This is a genomic window from Paenibacillus dendritiformis (assembly GCF_945605565.1).
GTDB classification, from domain to species: Bacteria; Bacillota; Bacilli; order Paenibacillales; family Paenibacillaceae; genus Paenibacillus_B; species Paenibacillus_B dendritiformis_A.
The window spans coordinates 4,870,373-4,895,608 of record NZ_OX216966.1; the positions used below are offsets into that span (position 1 = coordinate 4,870,373).

Annotated in this window: 17 protein-coding genes; 2 read left to right on the forward strand and 15 right to left on the reverse strand. The window is 54.8% G+C overall.

Features of this window, described 5'->3' with window-relative positions; genetic code table 11:
* Nucleotides 1-12: 12 nt before the first annotated feature.
* From NNL35_RS21875 to NNL35_RS21905, 7 genes are all read right to left on the reverse strand, one after another.
* Nucleotides 13-1,407 carry a tryptophanase gene (locus tag NNL35_RS21875; RefSeq protein WP_006675991.1) on the reverse strand — a complete coding sequence of 465 codons (1,395 nt, stop codon included), beginning with the start codon at nt 1,405-1,407 and terminating at the stop codon, nt 13-15.
* 184 nt (nt 1,408-1,591) lie between these two features.
* Nucleotides 1,592-2,443, reverse strand: coding sequence for an EcsC family protein (locus NNL35_RS21880; protein ID WP_006675990.1), 852 nt, complete (start codon nt 2,441-2,443; stop codon nt 1,592-1,594).
* A gap of 63 nt (nt 2,444-2,506) precedes the next feature.
* Nucleotides 2,507-3,007 carry a hypothetical protein gene (locus NNL35_RS21885; RefSeq protein WP_006675989.1) on the reverse strand — a complete coding sequence of 167 codons (501 nt, stop codon included), beginning with the start codon at nt 3,005-3,007 and terminating at the stop codon, nt 2,507-2,509.
* A gap of 199 nt (nt 3,008-3,206) precedes the next feature.
* Entirely contained in the window at nt 3,207-4,829 is a 1,623-nt protein-coding gene (gene nagZ / locus NNL35_RS21890; protein ID WP_006675988.1) for a beta-N-acetylhexosaminidase, read from the reverse strand.
* 56 nt (nt 4,830-4,885) lie between these two features.
* The gene (locus NNL35_RS21895; RefSeq protein ID WP_006675986.1) at nt 4,886-6,484 is read right to left on the reverse strand and encodes a response regulator transcription factor; all 1,599 of its coding nucleotides are present in this window, start codon (nt 6,482-6,484) and stop codon (nt 4,886-4,888) included.
* Complete coding sequence (locus tag NNL35_RS21900) at nt 6,481-8,316, reverse strand: cache domain-containing sensor histidine kinase (protein ID WP_040730589.1); 1,836 nt, start codon at nt 8,314-8,316, stop codon at nt 6,481-6,483. The genes NNL35_RS21895 and NNL35_RS21900 overlap by 4 nt, the downstream gene beginning before the upstream one ends.
* Nucleotides 8,317-8,366: 50 nt before the next feature.
* Nucleotides 8,367-9,710 (reverse strand): ABC transporter substrate-binding protein, encoded by a 1,344-nt coding sequence (locus NNL35_RS21905; protein WP_006675984.1) that lies wholly within the window; start codon nt 9,708-9,710, stop codon nt 8,367-8,369.
* Nucleotides 9,711-10,450: 740 nt separating this feature from the next.
* On the opposite strand from NNL35_RS21905, the gene NNL35_RS21910 reads away from it, so the two are divergent.
* Both NNL35_RS21910 and NNL35_RS21915 read left to right on the forward strand, forming a co-directional pair.
* Nucleotides 10,451-10,711 carry a type II toxin-antitoxin system HicA family toxin gene (locus NNL35_RS21910; RefSeq protein WP_238535303.1) on the forward strand — a complete coding sequence of 87 codons (261 nt, stop codon included), beginning with the start codon at nt 10,451-10,453 and terminating at the stop codon, nt 10,709-10,711.
* 43 nt (nt 10,712-10,754) lie between these two features.
* Entirely contained in the window at nt 10,755-11,153 is a 399-nt protein-coding gene (locus NNL35_RS21915) for a type II toxin-antitoxin system HicB family antitoxin (protein WP_006675982.1), read from the forward strand.
* 216 nt (nt 11,154-11,369) lie between these two features.
* Here NNL35_RS21915 and NNL35_RS21920 read toward each other — a convergent pair whose 3' ends face one another.
* The 8 genes from NNL35_RS21920 to adhE all read right to left on the reverse strand — a co-directional run bounded on the left by NNL35_RS21920 (nt 11,370) and on the right by adhE (nt 25,009).
* Nucleotides 11,370-13,052: an ABC transporter substrate-binding protein gene (locus tag NNL35_RS21920; protein ID WP_006675981.1), complete on the reverse strand. Its 1,683-nt coding sequence runs from the start codon at nt 13,050-13,052 to the stop codon at nt 11,370-11,372.
* Between the two features lie 105 nt (nt 13,053-13,157).
* On the reverse strand, nt 13,158-14,048 hold the full coding sequence (locus tag NNL35_RS21925; protein WP_006675980.1) for a carbohydrate ABC transporter permease: 891 nt from the start codon (nt 14,046-14,048) through the stop codon (nt 13,158-13,160).
* A gap of 18 nt (nt 14,049-14,066) precedes the next feature.
* Nucleotides 14,067-15,044 (reverse strand): ABC transporter permease, encoded by a 978-nt coding sequence (locus NNL35_RS21930; RefSeq protein WP_006675979.1) that lies wholly within the window; start codon nt 15,042-15,044, stop codon nt 14,067-14,069.
* Between the two features lie 179 nt (nt 15,045-15,223).
* Nucleotides 15,224-17,584 (reverse strand): AraC family transcriptional regulator, encoded by a 2,361-nt coding sequence (locus tag NNL35_RS21935; protein WP_254553726.1) that lies wholly within the window; start codon nt 17,582-17,584, stop codon nt 15,224-15,226.
* Between the two features lie 236 nt (nt 17,585-17,820).
* On the reverse strand, nt 17,821-18,738 hold the full coding sequence (locus NNL35_RS21940; protein WP_040730562.1) for an alpha/beta hydrolase: 918 nt from the start codon (nt 18,736-18,738) through the stop codon (nt 17,821-17,823).
* Between the two features lie 241 nt (nt 18,739-18,979).
* On the reverse strand, nt 18,980-19,717 hold the full coding sequence (gene pflA, locus NNL35_RS21945; protein WP_006675976.1) for a pyruvate formate-lyase-activating protein: 738 nt from the start codon (nt 19,715-19,717) through the stop codon (nt 18,980-18,982).
* A 39-nt stretch (nt 19,718-19,756) separates the two neighbouring features.
* Nucleotides 19,757-22,018, reverse strand: a complete 2,262-nt coding sequence (pflB, locus tag NNL35_RS21950) for a formate C-acetyltransferase (RefSeq protein WP_040730559.1) — start codon at nt 22,016-22,018, stop codon at nt 19,757-19,759.
* 396 nt (nt 22,019-22,414) lie between these two features.
* Nucleotides 22,415-25,009: a bifunctional acetaldehyde-CoA/alcohol dehydrogenase gene (gene adhE, locus NNL35_RS21955; RefSeq protein ID WP_420798526.1), complete on the reverse strand. Its 2,595-nt coding sequence runs from the start codon at nt 25,007-25,009 to the stop codon at nt 22,415-22,417.
* Nucleotides 25,010-25,236 lie beyond the last annotated feature (227 nt).

Here is a 25,236-nt window from a genome sequence, read left to right on the forward strand (position 1 = left end):
GGACAGCATAGGTCAGCGGGACGGGACTTCTGTCTTGATCGGCCGAAGGCGCGCAGTGAAATGCCGCAATATCGGCGGTTCGTACGTGAACTCCAATCCTGCCAATGTGCTTGCCCGATCCTTGATTGCAATCAGGGCATCCGCAATGACATCCATATGATTATTCGTATAGACGCGGCGCGGAATCGTCAAGCGCAGCAATTCAAGCTTGCTCTCCAACTGCTCACCCGTCGCAGCGTCACGTCCCAGCAGAAAAGAACCGATCTCGACCCCGCGTATCCCCGCTTCTATGTAGAGCTCGTTCGCCAGCACCTGGGCCGGGAATTGCGCCGCAGGAATATGCGGAAGCATCTTCTTCGCGTCTACGAAGACGGCATGGCCGCCGGTTGGCGTCTGGAAAGGGATTCCGCCCTCCTCAAGACGACTGCCGAGATATTCGATCTGGCCGATGCGATAAGCCAGATACTGCTCGTCGACGCCTTCGCGCAGCCCGCGGGCAAGCGCTTCCATATCGCGGCCGGTCAAGCCGCCGTAGGTCGGAAAGCCCTCCATCGGCACGGTCATCGAACGCGCTTGCGTAAATAATGCTTCATCCTCTTTAAAGGCCAGCAAGCCGCCAATATTGACAAGCCCGTCCTTTTTGGCGCTCATCGTGAACCCTTCGCCATAAGAGAACATTTCACGGACGATATCAACGATATCCTTATGCTCATAGCCTTGCTCGCGCTTCTTGATAAAGTACGCATTCTCGGCATAACGCGCGGCATCGAAAAAAACGCGAATCCCGTTCTGCTTCGCAATGGATGATACTTCGCGAATATTTTCCATGGATACGGGCTGGCCGCCGGCACTGTTGTTCGTAACGGTAATTAATATAAATGCGATGTTCTCCGTTCCTTTTTCAGCGATCGCATGACGCAGCTTCTCCGTATCGAAGTTTCCTTTGAACGGGTAAGGCATGGTGGTATCATAGGCTTGTTCGGTGACAAGATCAACCGCAATCCCCCCGGCCAGATCGACATGCGCGCGCGTTGTATCGAAATGCCAATTGCTCAGGACATACTGCCCTTTTTGAATAAGCAGCGGAAACAGCACCTTCTCGGCGCCCCGCCCCTGGTGCATCGGAATCACATGCTGATAACCTGTAATCTGCTGCACCGTGTCGCACAGATGATAATAGTTGCGGCTGCCCGCATAAGATTCGTCGCCCAGCATCATGCCGGCCCATTGGTTGTCGCTCATCGCGCTCGTGCCGCTATCTGTCAACAGATCGATATACACTTCTTCCCCGCGCAGCAGGAATGGATTATACCCCGCCCGTTCCAGCGCCTTCTCCCGTTCTTCCCGTGAGATCATGGTCAGCGGCTCCACCATTTTGATTTTAAAAGGCTCCGCGAATCGCGCCATTCCAACACCCCCGTTATTTATTGAAAAATTTTTCAAACGCCAAGCTTTAAAGTATTTCCTTGCAGATCCAATATTTTGAAGACGATTTCATTATACTGGAAAAATATAACGGTTTCAATAAAGGGATCCCACACCGTTCTGCATTCATTTACCGCATCGCAGCAATCTCGCAAAAAAAGACGGGCTACTCTTCGGCAGCCTCGTTGTTCACCGCTTGCAGGCGCGCGAGAATGGCCCGCTTGCGGTACAAGTATTGTCCGGTCTCCGCCATATCATGAATCATCGAGCGGTTGCTGAAGGAGCCGAATACCATCCCGACGACCGGAATCGTCTGGAACAGCTTCTTCCAACCGAAGCTGTCCGTGAAGGAAGCCATTGTCTCCCGCCAGCCCTGCATCTCCGACAAGCCCGCGCGCTCGCGTTCCGGATTGTCATAATCGGCCACATCCTTCAGGATCGCCTGCTTGCCTACGACATCCGAAGTCGTGAACTGCATGCATTTGACGATAAAAACCCGCTCGCGCGGATCATCCGGATCGAAGCCATAGCAGATGGCTGTCTCCTGCAGCGCCTTCAAGGCCAAGCCGAGCACGGCCGGGATATCGACCGCCAGCGTGAACAGCCCGCCGAAGCCTGTCGTTGCTCCTTGGGCGAACGCCATCTTCTTGTTCGCCTCCATGACTTCGGCCGCGACGGCGTCGCATACGGCAAGCGGCAGCGATCGGGCGAGCGCAACTTCCGGTTCGGCCCGCTGCCCGGCGGCCGCCGGGTCCATCTCTGCCCGCTTCCCCTGCAGCTTGTTCAGCACATGTTTTTTCTGAACCAAATATTTGCCGCCCGTTTGCAGATAGGCTCCAAGCTCATCCAGCAGCTCGGATATTTTCCGTTGGAGCCCTGCAGGCGTGAACCGCTCCAGCAAGGTAAAGGGCAGGCGGCCGATTTTATCGAAGAAGGACAGATCCTTCTGCTCCCGTTCCCACTTCTCTAATTCCTGCAGCGCCTGCTCCAGCTCCGCATATGGTTCCTGATTCTTCATCCAACAGCCTCCCGTCCCATTGATGTTGTCCTTGCTTCTATGGCAATCGTGACATTACCAGAGCTATAGCGGCTTACCGTAAATCAATTCCTTCAGCGACTGCGCATCTGCCTTCTCCCGTTCATCGAGCAGACCGTCGAACTCATAGACGTAAGCGCCGTTATCGGCGATTTTCAGAATCGCCGCCTTCTCCTTCACGAAGTGCTCCAGCAACGCGCGCGCCTTCTGCACGTCGATGCGGGCATCCATGGCCAATTCGGCCGCCGTCAAGCGTCCTCCCTTCCGGGCAGCGAGCGATAACGCCGTATTTTCCAACTCCGCCAGCTTCCGCTTTCTCTTCCTTTTCCATGACAAATAGCACAGCCAGCACCCTGCAGCGATCGGCAAAAGGGAGAACAGCGTTAGCAGCACAATATCGTTCCCTCCTGCCGACTCGCGCTTCTCTGACACAAGAAAGCCCAACATCATAACTAACCCGAACAAGCCGACGATAATTCCGGCCGCCATGAACAGCGTTTCCGTAATAAGCTTGCCGTAACGAGCCGGAGGCACATTCTCTCTCATAAGCAGCTTCTCTCCTAATCGGTACAATTCTTATTCCAATATAGCGGGATCCGCCTCATAAATCCATCGGATATTTTCACTGCGGCGGAACCGCTCTCACAGCAAGCAAAAAGGCCGTTCCCGGCGCCATGATAGACGACCGGGTAACAGCCTTCTGATGGAAGCATCGGCCCGTATACCTTGCCGATGCTATCGGCTTCTATGCCTGATGCCCGAACGGATAGTCCGGCGAGATCGTGACCGGCAGCTTGCCGCGCGCTTCCTGCTTGCCTGCCAGCACGGCGGCCAGCGCCTTCATCGTCGCTGGACGATTTTCATAGCAGCACAGATAGACCGGCGCTTCCGGGAACTGGTTCAAATCATACGGATTGCGCGTCGATGCGACGATAACATGCGCATCCGGGCGGCCAATCAGGCCCTGTACAATCTCGACCTGGCCGGGATGGAGCGTGGATACCGCATTATAGGTCAGCACGACAATCTGCTTGAAGGATGCGGCCTTCGCCAAGGTCGCCTCCACTTCCTCCGCCTCCGGGTACGTGCCGATCCGCCATTCCTCCACATGGTCTACGTACGGCGACAGCGCCGTCGCCAATGTGTAGGACTGTTCGATCGGCTCATCGACCTCCGTGCGCTGGCGCACTTCCGGCCAGATGACGAGCGTCGGCTCCTCCTTGCGTAGCGGAATGGACCCGCCTTCATTTTTGACCAGCGTAATGCTGTTCTCGCAGATGCGGTCGACGACGGCCTTGGAAGCGTCGGAACCGAACATCGCCGCGAATTGAGGCGTCACTTCCGGCAGCGCGTCCATGCTGCGCTTCGACTTCAGCGTCAACAGCCGATCGACAGAGTCGTCGATCTGCGACTCCGGAATCCGTCCGCTGCGCACCGCCTCGACCAGTGCCTCGATCGCCGCTACCTGCTCTTCGTACGTATGACTGACGAGCACCAGATCGGCGCCGGCTTCCACCGAGCGCACAGTCCCTTCGGGAATGCCGAACTCCTTGGAGATCGCATGCATCTCCAGGCAGTCGGTGACGATGACGCCGTTATAGCCAAGCCGCTTGCGCAGCAGATTCGTCAGCACATTGCGCGACAGCGTCGCCGGAATCGGGTTCGGCTCGAAGGCCGGGAACATGACATGTGCGGTCATAATCAGATCGACGCCTTCGCGGATGGCGCGAATGAACGGGGCCAGCTCGATCGCGAGCAGCCGCTCCTCGTCATGATTGACCGCCGCCAGCCCGTGGTGGGAATCGACCGCCGTGTCCCCATGTCCCGGGAAATGCTTCGCCGTCGCCGCGACGTTCGCCTCCTGCAGACCGCGAATCTGAGCCGCTCCAAGCTCTGCCACGAGGTCCGGGCGCTCGCCGTACGAACGCACCCCGATGACCGGGTTCAGCGCATTGTTGTTCACGTCCACGCTTGGCGCAAAGTTCATATTGATGCCCATATGGAGCAGCTCTTCGCCGCAGATTCGGGCCGCTTCATACGCGTCTTCGGCGCTGCGCGCCGCCCCGATCGCCATATTGCCGGGAATGAGCGTAATATCGTCCCAATCGATGCGGGCGACCATGCCCCCTTCCTGGTCGATGCAGATAAAGAGCGGAATATCGGTATGCTTGCGCGAGATAAGCTGCAGCTCCCGGGACAACTCGCATACCTGCTCCTTGCTTTGCACGTTGCGGCGGAAATAAATGATGCCGCCAACATGATGCCTCTCAATCAGCGTGCGGATATTGTCGTTGACAACCGGGCCCTGGAAGCCGCACATGACCATTTGGCCGATTTTCTGTTCCAATGTCAGTTGCTGTTTACCCATGCCTCTCGTTCCATCCTCTCTGTCGTTAAATTGATGCGCAGGCGCCGCCGCGCTGTCTATTCGGCCGTTACCCGGGACTCCCTGTACTCGGAAGGAGTCATGCCCGTATACTTCTGAAATACTCTCGAGAAGTAACGGCGCTCGGTGTAGCCGGCGAGCATGCCGATCTGCGCGATGCTCTTGTCGGTCATGCGCAGCATCGACATCGCGAGCTCCATGCGCTGTCTTGTGACGTATTCAACGAACGTCTCCCCGAAATAATTTTTGAACAGCATGCTGAAGTAGCTGCAGCTGATGCCAAGGTGATCGGCAAGCTCCTCGATGCCGATATCCGAGCCCAGATGCCGATGAATGTAGTCCTTCGCCGAAATCATAAGCAATTCGCCCGATTTCTTGTTCATCGCGTGTTCCTTCGTATTGCCGACCAGATCCGTGATGACATTCATCAGGTCCTTCACGCTCAAGCTGTGCTGCAGCTTGTTCCACACTTCCTCTTCCTGCTGCGCCTGGATGAATTCCAGTTCCCGCATTTCACGCAGCAGATGAATAACGACATAATGCAGGAATTTCTCGACCCGCATAATCGACTGCTCTGACATGCAGGACAGGCTCGTCTGCAAGGAATGAAGCCCTTGCTCGACATTGCGCTTGTCGTTCTGCTTCATCCCGGACACGATCTCTTCGACGAGATGCCATTCCGAGACCGACGCGACTTGGCGGGCCATCGAGCCTTCATCGACCGAGAGCAGCTGCTCGTCTTCCGATGCCCATATCAGCACGCGCTGCAGCCGTTTGTAAGTGTGGGAGAGCGCGGCCATCGGCACCGGTCCCTGATCCCAGGCGAGGCTTACGGTCATTTTGACATGCTCCCGCACCGCCTGTTGAATATCTTGGGCCCAGCATACCATCTCCGAAGTCGTCGCCTCCGCGCGGTCCGGGCCGAACTGAATGAGAACCGCCCATTCCCCTTCCCGCATTTGCAGGACGGCATAGGTCAGTCCTTCCTCCTGGATGGCATCCTGGAGCACATTGCGAACGGCGAAGTTCCACAGCTTGCGCTCGCTATCTCCCCATGATACGGTACGCTGGGCATATCCGTCCAGATCGACGAGCAGCACCGCATAGGTCAACCGCTCGGCCGGAATGTCCCCTTCCTGCATCACCAGCGGGGAAGGACCCGATGAGAAGCCCATCAACACATCGAACATCATCTTCTCGAAGGCGAGGCGGATGACCTTCCCCCAGCGCCGCTCCTCCTGTTTTTTCTTTTGCTTGCGGGATCGGACCTCATCGGCCAGCTTGCTTACGGTCTGCTGCAGCTCTTCATAATTAATCGGCTTCACAATATAATCTCGCACCCCGTGCTGCAGGGCGATGCGGGCATATTCGAATTCCTGGTAGCCCGTCAGCATCAGCACTTCGGCTTCGACGCCCATTTTACGGATTTCCCGCAAAAATTCCATACCGTCCATCACAGGCATGCGAATATCGCACAAAATAATATCGGGCTCATGCGCTCGCACCGCATCAAGCCCCTCGGCGCCGTTGCGCGCGGTCCCGACAATATCGATCTGCATCTCATTCCAGGGGATGACGATCTTCAGATTGTTCACAATCGGCGCTTCATCGTCAATGAGCAACACCTTCACGTTCATTTCGCTTCCCCCTGTTCAAATTTGGGTATCGTTATCTGGATCACCGTTCCCATCTGCGGCGCAGAGCAGATGAACAAGCCGTAGCGCGGGCCGTACCGGATGCGAACCCGGTCGGCTACGCTGCGCACGCCGAGGCCGCGGCGCTCTGCATTGTAGCTGTCGGGCAGCTCCGGATTCGACGGCTGACACTCATCGGATTGCATATACTGGAAGCGGCTGAGCTGCTTGTTCGACATCCCGACTCCGTTATCCTTCACCCGCAAATAAATGCACTCGGCATCCTCGGAGGCGGTGATCCGGATAACCCCGGGATGCATGATGCCGTCGAAGCCGTGCTGAATGCAGTTCTCGACGAGCGGCTGCAGGGTCAGCTTCAATATTTTGGCGTTCATGATTTCATCCGGGACATTGATTTCGAAGTTGAACACATCCTCGAACCGGAACTTCTGGATTTCCAAATAACTGCGCGTATACTCCAGCTCCTCGCGGATCGTTATCTCTTCCTTGTCCTGGATGCTTGTGCGCAGGATATTGCCCAGTCTGATCACCATCTGGCTTACTTTGCGCCCTTCGTTCTGCACGGCGAGCACATTGATCGATTCCAGCGTATTGAACAGGAAATGCGGCTTGATCTGCGCTTCAAGGACACGCATCTCCGCCTTGTTCTTCTGCTGCTGTTCCCGCTTCACCTGCTGCAGGAGCACGCATACCTGATCGATAAGGCGGTTGAACCCGACAGCGAGCGCCCCCAGTTCATCCCGATCCTTCTCGTCGACCCGGGCGTTCATCTCGCCGGACTCCACGCGGCGCATGAAGCGGACGATCCGGTTGATGGAATGAGTAATCCGGTTCACGAACAGCAGATTGAACAGCACGGCGGCGGCCACGCACACGAGCAAAATAATCGCGACCCACATGCCAAAGCTGATCATCTCTTTGGTCAGCATTTTCCAGGAAGTCACCGAGACGATATGCCAATCATAATCCTTCAGCTTATACATCGAGACGATGCTCTCCTGCCCGTTGAACGACGTCTTGAAGCTCTGGTAGCGCGAGGTATCCGACAGCTTGGCGGAATCGATCATCCCGGTCAACGAGTCCCCGTTCGCCAGCTTGTCGCTGTCATACAGAATCATGCCCGCATTATTGACGAGCAGGAAGCGCGTGTCATCCTCTTCCTCTCCTTGGTTGCGGCGGAAATCATTGAATATCGATTCGATCTCCCAGTTCTTGATTTGCACGACAAGAATGCCGATATTGCGCAGGCTGCTTAATTCCTTGACGACCCGGATCTGGGTAAAAACCGGTTCGTGGCCGGTCACCTCGGGGTATTCATACGGTCCCACCCATTTCGGGGCGCCGTTCGACTTCAGGACTTGCTCGTAAAGCGGGTGCTTTTTGAACTGGTCGAACGGAAGCGCCATAAAGCCTTCTTTGTTAAAAATCGAGATGACCTGATTTTGCGGCAAGGTGCTCCGGTAATTATAAAGAAATGCGTATCCGATAGACGGATGGCTGTATAAGAGCAGGCGGAAATTGCGCTGATTCTCGTTCAGCTGCAAATAATTCGCGTTGGCCAGATTTTCGCTCGATCCGGCCGTCAGCGCGTTCTGGAAGACGGAGTTGCTGATTCCGGTATCCGTCACCCGGTTCATCTCCGAGAAGAAATAGCTGACGCTCTGCCCGATCGCTTTGAGCGAAAATTCCGCCTGCTCGCTATACTTCTGGGCGAACAATTGAAAGGTGATATAGAACACGAGCGACCCCAGCAAAAGGAGGGGAATTATGATCAACGTTACGAATCCAGCCAACATTTTAAACCGCAAGTTCATTCCCGTTCCCAGCTCCGTCCGTATATATTGCGCCAACGAGGGAACATTCCTTATCTCAAGGCCATGTTCGCTTCGTCCTGCATCTTCTGCACGGCGGCAAGCATAGCGGCCGGCTCGAGATCGCCTTCCATGACGCGCTGAATGCCGATGCGCAGCTCGGTGTCGACCTCGGCCTGGATTAATGCGTCGAACGCCGGCCATCTGTACCGAACTTCATTGGTGCGCTGGATAATCTCAAGAATAAGGCCGCTGTCGACCACCTGCTCCATCTTCGACTGCTCCATCTTCAGAGACGGCAGCACGCCGTCTTCCATCAGGCCCAGCAATTGAATCTCTTCATTATAAAAATTGAGGATGAACGACTTGACCGCCTCCAGCTTGCGCGGATCCTCCGCCACCTTGGCCGAGAACGCATACCCGTTGTTCGTATCCACCATTGCGCTTATGCCATCGCCTTCCTTGAGCGGCGGCATCAGAAAGAAGCCGAATTTGCTCTTGCCGTCAGCCGTCTTCTCCTCCGTCAGACCGGAAGATCCCCAGGTCCCGTCGAACATCATGATCGCTTCTCCAGTCAGAAGCTGAGTGCGCTGATCCGCATACTCCAATCCGAGCTCGCCACGCTTAAAATAACCTTTGTTCACCCATTCCTGATGCTTCGAGATCGCTTCCACCATCCGCGGGTCGGTCCACTTCGATTCGCCGGTCTTGAAGCCTGCGGTGAACTGAGGGCCGGTATAGTACGACCACAGATTGTTAATTGTCATGAGCGGAACCCAGGCATCCTTGGAAGCCCGGGCGAACGGGATTTTACCGTCGGCTTTGATCTTGTCCGCGATGGACTCCAGATCAGCCAGCGTCTTCGGCAATTCCAGCTCCTTTTCCACAAAATACTGTTTATTATAAAAATAGCCTTCAATGGATCCGCCGTTCGGCAAGCCATAAATCTTCCCGTCATGCGTCCACGGTTCCAGGTTGAGGAACTTGTCCTTCAAACCGAGCTCCTGCAGAATCGGCGCAATATCCAGCACAAGGCCTTCCTTGGCATACAGACCGACATCCGGACTGCCGAATGTATCGAAAATGTCCGGCGGATTGCCGGCCGCCATCTCGCTTCTCAGCTTATCCTTGCGGTTCACCTCGCTGTCGACCCCATCCAGCCTGATCGTAAGACCCGGATGCTGCTCCTGCGTCTTCTTCACGACCGCTTCAAGACGAGCGAGACGGTTCTTATTCGCGTCTCCGAGCTGAATATGCCGCAGCTTCAGATCGAACGGTTCACTATTTAATGATTGATCGGACTTGGAACCGTCTTCGCCGCCAATCTTGCCACAGGCGGCAATCACGGACGCCGCCGCCACGATCAGCGTGAGAAGAAGAACAGCCTTTCTTCTCATGGCAAGACCTCCCCAAGGTAAATAATAGTGTAGTCCATACATAATCAATTATAGGTCTATCGTCCGTATCCGTTAAGGACGAATATCTACGATCGGGGGATAAAATCCTCTAATCCCGATTATATGATTGTATCCCTGCCAATTGGGTATAAGCCTATACTCTCAGCAGATAAATCCGATCCGTCGCCCATCTGCCTTTTACGGCACTCTCCCATTGAGTCAGGCAGGATCAGTGCACCTCTTCGCGAGCCCTTTTGACCATGATCCCAATTAGTCAGGCAAATCTTCGGCAAATCTCCCCTTTCCGCTACTCTCCCATCGACTCAGGCATGATCCGGTCCGCTTTTCACAAGTCCTTTTGACCATTATCCCATTCAATCAGCCCCTGCCTTATCCAAACATATCAAAGGCTGCTGAACAAATTCTTCACACCGCATAACATTAGAGGGGCTCTTGCCCGAGTCAATTTTCAAGAAGACACATATATGATGACCTCCTGACTGGTTGGGAGAGTGCATGTAAGAGACACGGATACAAATATGGAAAGTCAATACTAAATCAGAAAGATGGCTTTCACAACCACATTGTCAACCACTTTTTGGACTTCCTCCTGTTGAAACTTACGGTTCTTGCAGCGACTCGCTGATGACGATTCATTCTCGTCTCATCCCAAGGGGTGTTTTTAGGCGATACCATAACACGCGTATTTTATGCGCGCCAATCATTTACACGCATTAATTATGCGTGTTATCATAGATTGTGAAGGGAGGGAGAAACAGTTGGGGAAGCAACGTACCGTCAGGGAAGTCTTACAAGCGCTCAAAGCCGCGGGGTTCTACAAATCCCCCACTCACGGTAAGGGCACGAGCCACCGTCGGTACATACACAAGGACGACCCTACGCGGTACGCCGATGTCAGTTACCATTCAAGCGGCGAGGTTTTAGCGAAGGGCACGTTAAAAAGTATTGAGAGAACATCAGGGGTTAAATTTTGCCCCTGATAACCCCCTACTCTCTCCCTTTTAATAAGAAGGAGGTTCTATGATGCCGAATTACATCTATCCTGTTGTTGTCGAAGAGACGCCTACTGGTGTAAGCATATACTTTCCGGATTTCCCGGGCACCGCTGTAACAGCCCCGTCCGTCGTCACTGGTATTAAAGATGCCAAGGTTATGCTTATGCATCGTATCGAAGAAATGAACGACAACAATGAACCTGTGCCAGAGCCTTCCGAGATTAGTGCTATCCAACTGGAAGAGCCGAGCGACCGGATTATCTATGTTGATGTCTTCGTGATCCCACCTGCGGACGACAAGACAGTAACCAAAAACTGTACCCTGCCGAAATGGCTCCGTGATGCTGGAGAGGAGGCGAATCTTAACTTTTCGCAATTACTCCAGCAATCGGTTCGCGAAGCTCTAGGCATAGAAAAGCGGCCATGACTAGGCCGCTTACTTTTTATCTGGCTTTCTCCGGTAAATAAACATCCACGTCCCGTAGGCGGAACGGCTTCCTACATTCCTGACCAATGGGGAGACTGCTCGTAAGAGGCACGAAATAACACTTTCCAAATAAAAAGCTACCCGGGATCACACCCCGGATAGCTTCTTTTGTATGCTTTGACGATGGGAAAATGAATGCGGGACCACGCCTGCGGTTTATTTTTTGCTGTCGTAGGCGGTCTGGAATATCTCCAGGAAGCGCGGCAGGTTCATCCCTTCGAGGGTCTGGAGATAGGTATCCCAGTCTTTCTCCAGATCCGCGTCGCCGATGACGAAGCGGGCCATCATTTCGTCGACATAGTCGTTGATCGTCTTCGACAGGTCGGACAGCTCTGCGGCCTGCTCATCGGTGAAGAACAGCTGCGGCACGGCCATATCCGCGCTTGGCTTGTATGGATCGTAATTATTTTTCGTTTCATTATAAAGGATCACTTCTAGACTCGGCTCGCCGTTATTAGGAACGGCCGAGCTCAAGCGAAGCTCGTTCGAGCGGTTCGTCGGCGCCGTCTGCTCCCAGTGGACGTTCTGAATTTGCCCGTATTCCTTCAGCTTCGCCCACTTGGCCGGCTTGCCGTTGATGCCGATTTCGCCTTCCTTCGCTTCGCGCCACTCCTCGCCCGGACGTCCAATCGTTGTGCGCAGCGATACTTCTTCATCATAAAAGCCGTCCGCCCAACGGAAGGCGACATCCGGGTGCTTCGCGTTTTTCGTAATGAGATACGATCCGACCGAGTACCCGAATGGGTCATAGGCGGCATACTGGACGCCGTTCGGTCCCTTCAATGGCGGCACGGTCACATAGTCGAGCCAGCGGCCGCTCTCCCCGGCAATCTGGGTGAAGACGCCCTGATGTCCCCCAAAGGCCGCCCCGACAATCGGATCGCCGGACGTTTCGCCCAGCTTCAGCAGTTGATCGCTGTCCTGCGTGAAGATTTGCGGATCGATCAAGCCTTCCTTGTACAGCTTGTTCATATAGGCGAGACCGTCACGCCAGCCCGGCTTGTCGAAGGCGACTTGAATGCGTCCGTCTTCCACGTACATATGACTGCGCGATTCGCTGAATACCGGGTTCAGCACGAAGGAGTTCATCAGGAACGCGTCGATGGACGAATACCAGCCGCTGCCGCGCGGAGCTCCCGTAAGCGGCACTTCATCGGCCTTGCCGTTCCCGTTCGGATCCTTTTCCTTGAACGCCTTCAATACGGTATACAGCTCATCCGTCGTCGTCGGCACGTCCAGGCCCAGCTTGTCGAGCCACGGCTTGTAGATCCACATCTTCTGCGCCATCGAGCAATGGTAGCAGTCGTTGATGCTCGGCAGCGCATAAATGTTGCCGTCCGGCGCCGTGATCGCGGTGGCCAGCCCCTCATTGCTGTCCAGCACCTTCTTGAACTTGTCGCCGTACTGCTCGATCAGGTCATTGAGCGGCAGGAACACGCCTTGCTTGCCATAGATCATCTGCTGCGCCGGCGTGACGCCGAATCTCATGATGACGTCCGGATAGTCGCCTGAAGCGAGCATCAGATTCAACTTCTCGCTGGCGCTCTGCTGCGGCACGACGATCCATTCCACATGCACGTTCGTCTTCTCTTCATACCATTTCGTGAACTCGTTCGTCTCGAAATTTTCCACCAGCGCCTCCGATGGAACCATGACCTTCAGCGTCACCTTCTCTTCTACGATCGGGTACGTGCCCTTGGCCGTCACGATTGATTCGCCTGCCTGGCCGCCGTCATTCGTTCCGCTCGCATTATCGCCGCTCCCCGAGCAGGCGGTCAGCAGGAGCGATAGCGTCATCACCGCCGCCAGACATGCCGTACTCCAACGCTTCCATCTCATTACGAATTCCCCCTTTTGTCCTGTTCACAGCCATCTTGCCTTATATGCCTAATGAAGCGGTCGCTTCATGAAGCCGATGCCGAACCCTGCACCTTGGTTCATGCCTTATCCTTTGATCGAGCCAATCATCATGCCCTTCACGAAATATTTCTGCACGAACGGATAGATAGCCAACAGCGGCACGGAAGATACAACGATGAGAGAGTATTTGAGCAGCTCCCGCAACCCTTGGCGAGCGGCTGCCGTCTTCGCGTCCCCAAGCGTCTCCTGGCTGACTTGGTTCTGGACGAGAATATCCCGGAGAACGAGCTGCAGCGGGAACAATTTCTCAGATTTCAGGAAAATCAAGGCATTGAAATACTGATTCCACTGGTCCACCGCGTAGAACAAGGTTACTACGGCGATGATTGGCCCTGACAAAGGAAGCACAATGCGCAGCAGGAAGGTGAAGTCGTTGCAGCCGTCCATCTGCGCCGATTCCAGCAGCTCCAGCGGAATGCTGGTGCGGAAATACGTCATCATAATCATCACATTCCAGACGGACAAGGCCGCCGGGACAACCATGGCCCAGACCGTATCCAGCATGCCGAGCTCTTTCACGAGCAGATAGGTCGGAATCAGCCCGCCGTTGAACATCATCGTGAATACGAACAGCAGCGTGAAGCCTCGTCTCCCCTTGAAGTCGTTCCGGGACAGCGGGTAAGCCGCCAGCACGGTGACCAGCACGCTGATCAACGTGCCGGCGAATGTATAGAGGAGCGTGTTCTGCAGACCGGTCCATACCATCCGGTGCCGGAATACGGCTTCATAGCCGTCCAGCGAGAACTCGACCGGCCACAGCCATACTTTGCCGGAAATGACGGCGCTCGCCGAGCTGAAGGAAGCGCTTACGACATACAGCAGCGGATACAGCACGATAAGGAGAAATACGCCAAGCGCCGCATTGTTCACGAGATGAAAGATACGGTCGCTTTTATCATGAGCCAGTGAATCCATCTGTGTCCTCTCCTCCCGTCACCATAAGCTCTCCTGCCCGGTCTTGCGGGCGGTATAATTGACCATCACGATAAGCAAGAGCGATATTACCGACTTGAACAGGCCGATGGCCGTCGCGTAGGAGAAATTCATCGCTTGGGACAGCAATCCGATTTTGTACACGTAGGTGTCAATCACTTCCGATGTCTTCAGATTCAGCGGATTCTGCATCAAGTAAATCTTCTCGAATCCGGTCTCCAGCAGTTGCCCCGTGTTCAAGATGAGCAGAATCATCGCGATCGGGAGCACTGCCGGCATATCGATATGCCAGATTCGCTTCACCCGCCCGGCTCCATCCAGCACGGCGGCCTCATGCAGGGCCGGATCGACGGTGGACAGCGCAGCAAGATAGATAATGCAGGAGAATCCGATATGCTGCCAGATGCCGGACCAGACAAATATCGATTTGAAGAACTGCATTTCCCCCATAAAATGAATCGGATCTACCCCGAACAGCCCCAAAAACTGATTGATCATGCCTGAGCGGGGATCGAGGAACTGCAGCAGCAGGCCGACCATGACGACGGTAGAGATGAAATGGGGCGCGTAGCTGACCATTTGCACCGTATTTTTGAACCACCGTATCCGGACCGCATTCAGGCTCAGGGCGAGCAGCACAGGCAACGGCGTACTGACCGCAAGGGAATAAAGGCTGATAATCAGCGTGTTCTGCATAATGCGCCAGAAATCATAGGAGTTGAAGAAGCGCGCAAAATGCTTGAATCCGATCCAATCGCTTGCCCACATGCCCTTGACGACGTTGTAGTCCTTGAAGGCGATCTGGGCGCCGACCATCGGACCGTACTTGAAAAGAATGACATAGAGCAGCGGAAGGGCGAACAGCGCGTATAGCTGCCATGATCGCTTCAAATAGGATACGAACGCGGACTTGCGCACCGGTATCGCCGCCGCTGCCGGAATGGATGATCTTGCCTCTGGCTGCCATTGTTCCGACAAAAGCACACCTCCTGTTCCCGGTCGGGACCGTTATAATGGCGCAGCGATGATGACGCTTACATCCAACGCTGCGCTGATGGCTGGCGGGCTTGCCCTGGCCAGCCGTTCGCTGTGTGGTCACAGTGTATAACGGGACTCCGCAGCGGGAAAAGAAGCCGTTTTCAGCGATTGTGCGATTTTTACGAAGAGTCGTTATTCCTTTTTTGTTCACTTAACCATTTTCGATATTCGGTGGCGCTCATCCCGTGCGCGCGCTTGAATGCGCGGCTGAACGAGTTCAAGGAATTGTAGCCGACCCGCTCGGCAATCGAGGTCAAGGCGTCCCCTTCCCGCATTAATTGCTTGGCATGCTCCAGCCTCAGCTCCTCCACATAATCCGAGAAATTCCGGCCGGTCTGTTCCTTGAAAAACGCGGATACATACGCTTCCGACACCTGCAGCCGATCCGAGATGACGGTGAGAGACAGCGAGGAATCAACATAGCCTTCGCGAATGCAGGCCATCATATCCTCCAGCAGCGTCGCGTTGCGGCTGCGCTTCCGTTCATGCACAGTCCGGCTCAATTGAACGAATTCGTTCCGGACAAGCGGGAACAGCTTATGCAGCTCCGACCCTTTCTTTAATACTTTTTGCTGAAAGGTCGCGCTATCGGTCTGCAGCGGCAGATCGAGCGACTGCGCCAGCTTCATGGCCGCGGCATACATATCCATCAGCAGCCAGCGTTCCATCGGACAGGTAAGCGGCCGCTTCTCCCAGTTGTCCTGCCAGACGGTCTGGCATAACCTCGCCACCTCTTCCTCATCCCCGCCGCGGACGGCGTGCGTGAGCCGGTTCTCCATCTCGGCGTTGAACCGGTACATTCCCGCATCCGAGTGCTCCTCCTCGTTCCACCAGATCAGATCCTGGCTCCCGTCGGACATTCCGTACAGCTGCTGCGCCTGTTCCAGCGACCGCGGCACATCCATCCGATCGGTGACGATGCCGCCGATCGTATACATCGGCAATATATGGGCGCTCTTCAGGCGCTCGTTCAATTCCATCAAGGTCTGTGCCATCAAGGCCGCGAAGCGGGCAGGTCCATCACCGTCCGCTTCCGCCTCGGTGCCGTAGAACAGCAAGGCAACCTGATCCTGGCCTACCTCGTGAAGATCGAAGGGAATCCGATCCAAGCCGGACGCCGTCTCCTTCACGACAAGCATTTTCAGCCCCATCTCATCGAGGACCGGGGCGCTCCAATCGTCGCCATGCCAGCCGAGATGAAGCACCGCGACCGCATACATCGTAGCGCTGCGCTGCAATCCCGCATGCGCGAGCGAGGACTCCAGCTGCTGTTCGGTGGCGTATCCCCCGCGCAGCCAGCGATCGAAGACGGCCATGCGGGCATATTCCTGCCGCTCGCTCAGCTTCTGATCAAGCGTCTTCGTCGTCTCGAGCAGTTCTGTGAACGCATCGCGCAAATAGCCGAAGATGTCGGACTTGCGGCTTCGCTGCGCCATTCCCGGCTTCGCGTTCGTATGGACATAGGAGTACAGACCTTCCAAGGGCCGGCTGTTACGGCGGGACAGCCACAGCGCCAGCAGCACGATGACGACGAGCGACAACCCTACCAGCGTGAAGGTCGTCCTCTTCATCGCGTGGACGCTCTCCAGCACCTCGTCCGCCGGCTGCGCGGCGATATACGTCCAGCCCGTCTTCGGGGACGTCGTCTTCGAGACGAGCATGTCCCTCCCGTTCAGCTCGGTACGGTAATGGGGGTTCGACCGTTCCAGGATGGCGGCCAGATCAACCTCTCCTCCCGGCTGTCCGCTCCCGGCTTCGTCCATGGCCTGGCCGATGAGCTGTCCGCTTGTATCCATCACGCGCACCCAGCCCCCGGCCTGCACATTGATGCCGCTGAGCAGCTTTCCCACTTCCGCATGCGGGATGAGCGCCACGACCGCTCCCTGGTAATAACCGGGATACCCAAGCGAACGGATGTAAGTGATCATCTCCTCCTCGGTTGTTCCGTATTTAACGGTATGCAGGCCGATGAAATCTTTGGAATGATACGTCTCCAGCGTCTGCTCCCGCCATTCGGCCATATCCCAATCCCGATAGCGGAGCACATCCCCGTAGAATGAATCAAGCGACTCCACCCGGTGCGGAGAGATGACGAGCGAGCTGTTGCGGAATACGATAAAATAATCCTTCAAAAATCGGTTGCTGATGCTGTAATCATCAAGCGCCTTTTGCGTGCTCATCACTTTGTACGTGTTCGTGCCGGCAAAAGGCTTCTGTACGACTTGAAAGCCTCTCACCTTCGGGTGATCGGCTACCTGCTGAACGATGGATTCCACCTCCGCAATCCGGGTTTCCAGCAGTGTCTGGGCCTGGTGCAGCGCCTTGTCGTTCCTCTCCAGCACTTCCCGCTCCAGCACGTCGATCGTCTCCTGGTAAGCGATCCAGCCGGCGGTTAAGGTTAGGATCAGAAATAACAAATAAGGAAGGAGGAACCGGAACCAGAGCCTCCCCATCCATTTCCGGGTCCAAAAGGAAACCATCCGCTCTTTTATGAATTCGCTTACATAATGATTTGGCTTCGGCGACGGACTATTCATTCGAGCCCCCCCTTTTTTGTCTAATTTGTGATAATAAACATACCAGAAAATAAGGGCTTCGAACATCCTCTTGTCGGAATTTGTCGGTGGCATGATTTTCTCCTCAGCAACGCCAAAAAGCTCCTGTATTCAGAACGGACATGTTCCGGTTCAGGAGCTTTACATGCTTATTTTTATTTTCAATTGGACAGGATGGTGGCGACATCTTGAATCGACTGTCTGCCTGCCATACTGATGCCGGCAAGCTGAAAGAAGCCGTGGTTCACGCCAAGATACCTTTTACAGTGAGCCTCCACGCCTGCTTCCAACAAACGGCGGTATAACGCCTCGCCCTCGTCCACAAGCGGGTCAAATTCCGCAGTAATAATATGAGTTGGCGGGAGACCTTCCAAATCAGTGCGGGATAGCGGGCTCGCTTCCGGGTGATCAAGAGGCAGTTCGGATAAATAAGCCTCAAACCCGCTTAGCAAAGCGTCCCGCGTAACTACATAATCATCGCCGAACTTTTGGTAACTGTCGCTTGCGCCCGTGGCATCCAGCATCGGATAAATGAGAACTTGCCGCTGTGGCATCCAATGCCCTTGTTCTTTCAAGCGAAGACAGGTCACCAGCGCCAGATGCCCGCCTGCACTATCCCCGGCGATTGTGATGTTATCGGGGTTGCCGCCCCAGGATAAGGCATGTTGGCGAACAATAGTAGAGGCTGTCAACGCATCATCATGCGCAGCCGGATACAGATGCTCCGGCGCTAACCGGTAATCGACGGCAATGACCACAGCGCCTCCCAGATTAGATAACAAACGCATTTGACGATCATGGGTTTCGAAAACGCCGCTGACAAAACAGCCGCCATGATAAAAAATCAAAACCGGAAGATTGATTTGCTCCGATGGCTTGTAGATGCGAAGCCGTATGCCGTCAATCGTTTGTTCACAAATATGATGGACCGGGACTGCTTCTCCGGCTAAGTGGACTGTATCCAAGTATCCTTGCCTGCGCTCTTCCATGCTTTGCTTTCTTGCCGATGGACGCCCGCTCTCGATAAATTGGGCAACCAATTTTCGAATACCCGGCTCAAGACTGCTAAAATCTGTCATCGTTCACTCACTCTCCACAATTATCGCATTAGTATGATCCATCCCAACCGCAGCTTTCAGGTTTTCATAACTGCAAAATATTTTATCATATTTCGTCTCTCTCTGGCGGATTACCCGCAACGGAGATACGGATCATAAGGAGCGTGTAGGGGGAGAAGCTCAGGAGATCGCGGGCGAACAAAAAACGTGCAGTGCCCCCGTTCATTGGGTGACACTGCACGTTCCATGTCGCAATATGCGATTATTTTTGAGCTGCGGCTTCGGCCCGGCCCTGTTCAATGAGCCGCTGTGCCCGCTCCGCTTCTTCCGCCGTCGGCGACGGAATGCCTTCCAGCGGGTATTTCTCGCCGAGCTGCTCCCATTTATATACCCCCATCTGGTGGTATGGAAGCACATCCACCTTCTCGATGCCTTGCAGCGAGCCGATGAAGCGGCCGAGATTCAGCAGATCCTGCTCGTCGTCGTTAATCGTCGGCACGAGCACATGCCGGATCCACATCTTCTTGCCGTGGTCTGACAGCCAGCGCGCCGTCTCCAGGGTGCGCGTATTCGGCACGCCTGTCAAGGCCAAGTGCTTCTCATTGTCGATATGCTTGATATCGAGCAGCACCAGATCGGTCAGGTCGTACAGCCCGGTCAGCTTCGTCACGTCGTTGACGCCGTTCGTATCGAGCGCCGTCGGCAAGTTCCAACGCTCCTTCACCTGCTTGAACAGTTCCTTCACGAAGGGAGCCTGCAATGTTGGCTCCCCGCCCGATACGGTCAAGCCGCCGCCGGAGCTGCGATAATACGGAAGGTAGGACTCGATTTCCGAGAGCGCTTCTTCTACGGACATCTCGGTGCCGCCGTGCAGATCCCAGGTATCCCGGTTGTGGCAATATTTGCACTTCAGGGCGCAGCCCTGCATGAACAGAATGAATCGGATACCTGGCCCATCCACCGTGCCGAACGTTTCTACGGAGTGTATGCGTCCAATCATGTCGCTCACGGTCCCTTCTCTTCCGGCTCACATGTCTGATTACATGCTGCCGTGGAATGTGCGGTTGATGACATCGAGCTGCTGCTCACGCGTCAGCTTGATGAAGTTGACCGCATATCCGGATACGCGAATCGTCAATTGCGGATAATTTTCCGGATGTTCCATCGCGTCAAGCAGCTGCTCGCGGTCGAACACGTTGACGTTCAAGTGATGCCCCTTGCTGCTGAAATAGCCGTCCAGCATCGACGTCAAGTTCGATTTGCGCGAATCGAGCTCCTTGCCGAGCGCCTTCGGCACGATGGAGAACGTGTTCGAGATGCCGTCAAGGCTGTGCTCATATGGCAGCTTCGCGACGGAGCTCAGCGATGCCAAGGCTCCTTTGCGGTCGCGGCCGTGCATTGGGTTCGCCCCAGGAGCGAACGGTTCGCCCGCTTTGCGTCCATCCGGCGTCGTACCGGTCTTCTTACCATAGACGACGTTCGACGTAATCGTCAATACGGATTGGGTTGGGAGCGCATTGCGGTATGCATGATGCTTCCGAATCATATTCATGAACGATTCGACCAGGTCGATCGCGATGCTGTCTACGCGGTCGTCATTGTTGCCGTAGCAAGGATATTCGCCTTCTGTCTCGAAGTCCACCGCGATGCCTTGCTCGTTGCGAATTGGTCTGACTTTCGCGTACTTGATGGCGCTGAGCGAGTCGGCTGCGACCGACAGGCCCGCGATTCCGCATGCCATCGTCCGGAGAATTTCACGGTCATGCAATGCCATTTCAATCCGCTCGTAGCTGTATTTATCATGCATATAGTGGATGACATTCAGCGCGTTCATGTACAGCTTCGCCAGCCACTCCATCATCTGCTTGAATCGCTTGACGACTTCGTCGTAATCAAGCACTTCGCTTGTAATCGGAGGAAGCTCCGGTCCGACCTGCACGCCCAGCTTCTCGTCCTTGCCGCCGTTGATCGCGTACAGCAGACATTTCGCCAGGTTGGCGCGGGCGCCGAAGAACTGCATTTGCTTACCGATGCGCATCGCGGATACGCAGCAGGCGATACCGTAATCATCGCCATAAATCGGACGCATCAGATCATCATTCTCGTATTGAATCGAGCTCGTCTCGATCGATACTTTGGAGCAGTATTTTTTGAATGCTTCCGGAAGCTTCGTCGACCACAGGACAGTCAGGTTCGGTTCTGGAGCCGGTCCGAGATTGTACAGGGTATGCAGGAAGCGGAAGCTGTTCTTCGTGACGCGAGTCGTTCCGTCCACGGCCATGCCGCCGATCGATTCGGTTACCCATGTAGGGTCGCCGCTGAACAAATCATTGTAATCCGGCGTACGCAGGAATTTGACGATCCGGAGCTTCATGACGAAATGGTCAACCAGCTCTTGAGCTTCTTCTTCCGTCAGATTTCCTTCCTTCAGATCCCGTTCGATATAAATATCGAGGAAAGACGATACGCGTCCGAGCGACATTGCCGCACCGTTCTGTTCTTTGATCGCTGCCAAGTAACCGAAGTAGACCCATTGGAAAGCTTCCTTCGCATTCTGAGCCGGCTTGGAAATATCGAAGCCGTGCATCTCGGCCAACTGCTTCAACTCCGTCAGCGCCCGGATCTGCTCGGACAGCTCTTCGCGGTCGCGGATAACGTCATCCGTCATTACGTCAACTTCCAGGTCGTTCAGATCTTTCTGCTTCATCTTAATGAGGAAATCTACGCCGTACAATGCAACGCGGCGGTAGTCGCCGATAATGCGTCCGCGCCCGTACGCGTCCGGCAAGCCTGTAATGATGCCGGCTTTGCGGGCCATGCGCATTTCGGAAGTATATGCATCAAATACGCCTTGGTTATGCGTCTTGCGAATATCTGTGAACATCTTGATGATTTCATCCGGCATTTCGAAGCCATACGCTTTGCAAGCGTCAATCATCATCCGGATGCCGCCGAACGGCTGGATGGAACGGCGGAACGGAGCATCGGTCTGTACGCCGACTACTTTCTCCTTATCCTTGTCCAAATAGCCAGGCTTATGCGAAGTAATCGTCGATGGCGTATTGACATCGACATCCCACACGCCGCCGCGTTCGCGCTCTTCCTTCGACAATTGGCTTACGATATCCCATAGATCTTTTGTGTTCTGGGTCGGTCCGACCAAGAATGCTTCATCACCGTGATAAGGCTGGATGTTGCCTTCCAGGAAATTTGGGACATCCACATGATTTTGCCATTTTCCCGAATTGAATCCACGCCACGCTTGTTCTTTTACTTCTGTTTTACGTTCCATCACCGACATCGTAATCCCTCCATACCGTTTACTTTTCGTATGTGCTGACAACGAAGGCGCCACCCGACATGGTTCTCTCTATACCTTAACCTTACTTAGTTGTGATGAATTTCACGTTTAAGGGTATGCGGCCGTTATGTTCCGCCTTCTACTTCGATAACCGCCCGCTTTTTTCCTGCCTGAGTGGCTTACGCAGCGTCTATCCTTGCTGCATCTTAATTGTACCTCCTTTCACGTAGTTTCGGTGTGATGTACATCACAAAGAAGCATGTTTTTGTGAAAATAATCACATAAAATAGATAAAAGTCCGATTATTTCGGCCGGGCTTACCCGCAAACGCGAAAAGCAGCGAAGAGCCGCTGCTCTCCGCTGCCTGTTCATTATGATACTGATGCGCTGTTTATCTTATTCGAAGCGGCCATAGAAAGCGTCGCGGTATACTTCCGCCAGCTCGGTCACGAGCGGCAGCTTCGGATTGGCGGTCGTGCATTGGTCTTCGAAGGCGCGATCGGCCAGATAGTCGACGCGGGATTCGAAATCCTTCGGATCGAAGCCCAGCTCCTGGAACGACTCCGGAATGCCCAGCTCGCGGTTCAGGCCGCGGATGGCCTCGATAAGGCTCTTCACGCCTTCTTCCGTCGTGCGGGCCGGCAACCCGAGAATGCGGGCGATCTCGGCATAGCGCACATCTGCGACGAAATGGTCATATTTTGGGAAGGAAGCGAACTTCGTCGGCTTCTTCGCGTTGTAGCGGATGACATGCGGCATCAAAATTGCATTCGTGCGGCCGTGCGCCGTATGATACTGCGCCCCCCACTTATGCGCCAAGCTGTGGTTGATGCCAAGGAACGCATTCGCGAACGCCATTCCCGCCAAGGTCGAGGCGTTATGCATTTTTTCACGCGCTTTCGGGCATGCTTCCCGGTAAGACTTCACCAGGTTCTCGAAGACGAGCTGGATTGCTTTAATCGCCAGTCCGTCCGTATAATCGCTCGCCATGACGGAGACATAAGCTTCAATCGCATGCGTCAGCACGTCCATACCGGTGTCGGCTACGGCCGTTTTCGGCAAGCTGTAGACGAATTCAGGGTCGATGATAGCCACGTCCGGCGTCAGCTCATAGTCCGCCAGCGGATATTTCGTGTTGCCCTTCTCTTTGTCCGTGATGACCGCGAACGAGGTGACCTCGGAGCCGGTACCGGACGTTGTAGGAATGGCGACGAATTTGGCCTTTTGGCCAAGGCGCGGGTATTTGAACGTACGCTTGCGGATATCCAGGAACTTCTGCTTCAGATTGTCGAAGTCAGTATCCGGATATTCGTAGAACAGCCACATGCCCTTCGCCGCGTCCATCGGCGAGCCGCCGCCCAAGGCGATAATGCAGTCGGGCTCGAAGCTCCGCATCATTTCCGCCCCGCGCTCTACCGTCTTCGTGGACGGATCCGGCTCGACGTCGGAGAAGACTTCGATCGCAACCGGCGTCCGGCGCTGGCGCAGATAGTATTCCAGCTTCTCGACGTACCCGAGCTTCACCATCATAGCGTCGGTGACGATCATTACCCGGTGAATGTCCGGCATTTTGGCCAAATATTGCGTTGCGCCTTTTTCAAAATAAATCTTGTTCGGCACTTTAAACCATTGCATATTCACAGTTCGCTTCGCCACCCGTTTAATATTGAGCAGATTGACGGCCGTTACGTTGGAAGACGTCGAGTTGCGTCCATACGAGCCGCAGCCCAAGGTCAACGAAGGGAGATTCGTGTTGTAAATGTCCCCGATCGCGCCATGCGTCGACGGCGAGTTGACGAGAATCCGCCCGGTCTGCAGACGGTCCGCGAAGCGGCGAATGACGTCGTCGTCATGAGAATGAATGACGGAGGAGTGACCCATGCCGCCGAAGGCAACGATCTCGGCTGCCCGATCGATTCCTTCCTGCGCGTTCTTCACCTTGTAGCAGGCGAGAACGGGGCTCAGCTTCTCGGCAGACAGCGGGAACTTCGGTCCGACGCCGTCCAGCTCGGCCACCAGGATCTTCGTATCGTCCGGAACCGAGATGCCTGCCATCTCGGCAATCTGCTTCGCCGACTGGCCAACAATAGCCGGATTCACGGCGCAGGATTCGGCCTTCATCGCCATGCCCTGCAGCTTGCCGGTTTCTTCCTTCGTCAGGAAGCGGCAGCCTTTGGCCTGCATCAGCTTTTTCACTTCGGCGAAGACCGGTTCTTCGATAATAACCGCCTGCTCGGATGCGCAGATCATGCCGTTGTCGAACGTTTTGGACAGAATCAGGTCGGTAACCGCCTGCTCCAGCTCCGCCGTCTTGTCAATGAAGCAAGGCACGTTGCCCGGACCTACGCCGAGCGCCGGCTTCCCGCAGCTGTACGCCGCCCGGACCATGCCTGCCCCGCCTGTGGCGAGGATGAGCGCCACGTCCGGATGATTCATCAGCGCATTGGTCGCGTCCATGGACGGATATTCAATCCATTGGATACAATGCTCAGGAGCGCCGTATTTGACCGCTGCGTCGTGCAAAATGCGGGCAGCTTCCGCGCTGCATTTCTGTGCCGACGGATGGAATCCGAAAATGATCGGGTTGCGCGTCTTAATGGAAATGAGCGCCTTGAACATCGTCGTGGACGTCGGGTTCGTCACCGGGGTAATCCCCATTACGATGCCGACCGGCTCCGCAATTTTCATATACGCGCCATTCGGATTGTCCTCAATGACGCCGACGGTTTTCTCGTACTTAATCGAGTTGAAGATGTATTCCGTGGCAAAAATATTTTTCGTGATTTTGTCTTCATACACGCCGCGGCCTGTCTCTTCGACCGCCATTTTCGCCAAATGCATATGCTTGTCGAGACCGGCCAACGCCATTTGCTGCACAATCGTGTCAATCTGTTCCTGCGTCATGTCCATAAATGCGGCTTGAGCCTTCTTGGCGCGTGCCACCAATTGATCAATATGTTCTGCTGCATTCGGGACATTTTTCTTTTCCATTGCGGTTGCTTTCGGTTGTGCTGCCATCTTCTCCGCCTCCACTCCGTAGACCAAGTCAACCCGGGGTTCCGCTTTTCTGTCGGTCTTATTTCTATTTATCATGCTGCGGATTTGTCCGATGTTCCTCGGTTTTTATTTGTGAATCTTTTCACAATCTAAGTGTAGCTTATTGCGCCTGCTCTGTATGTGACCTACATCACATGATGATTCTTTTTTTCCGTCTATCT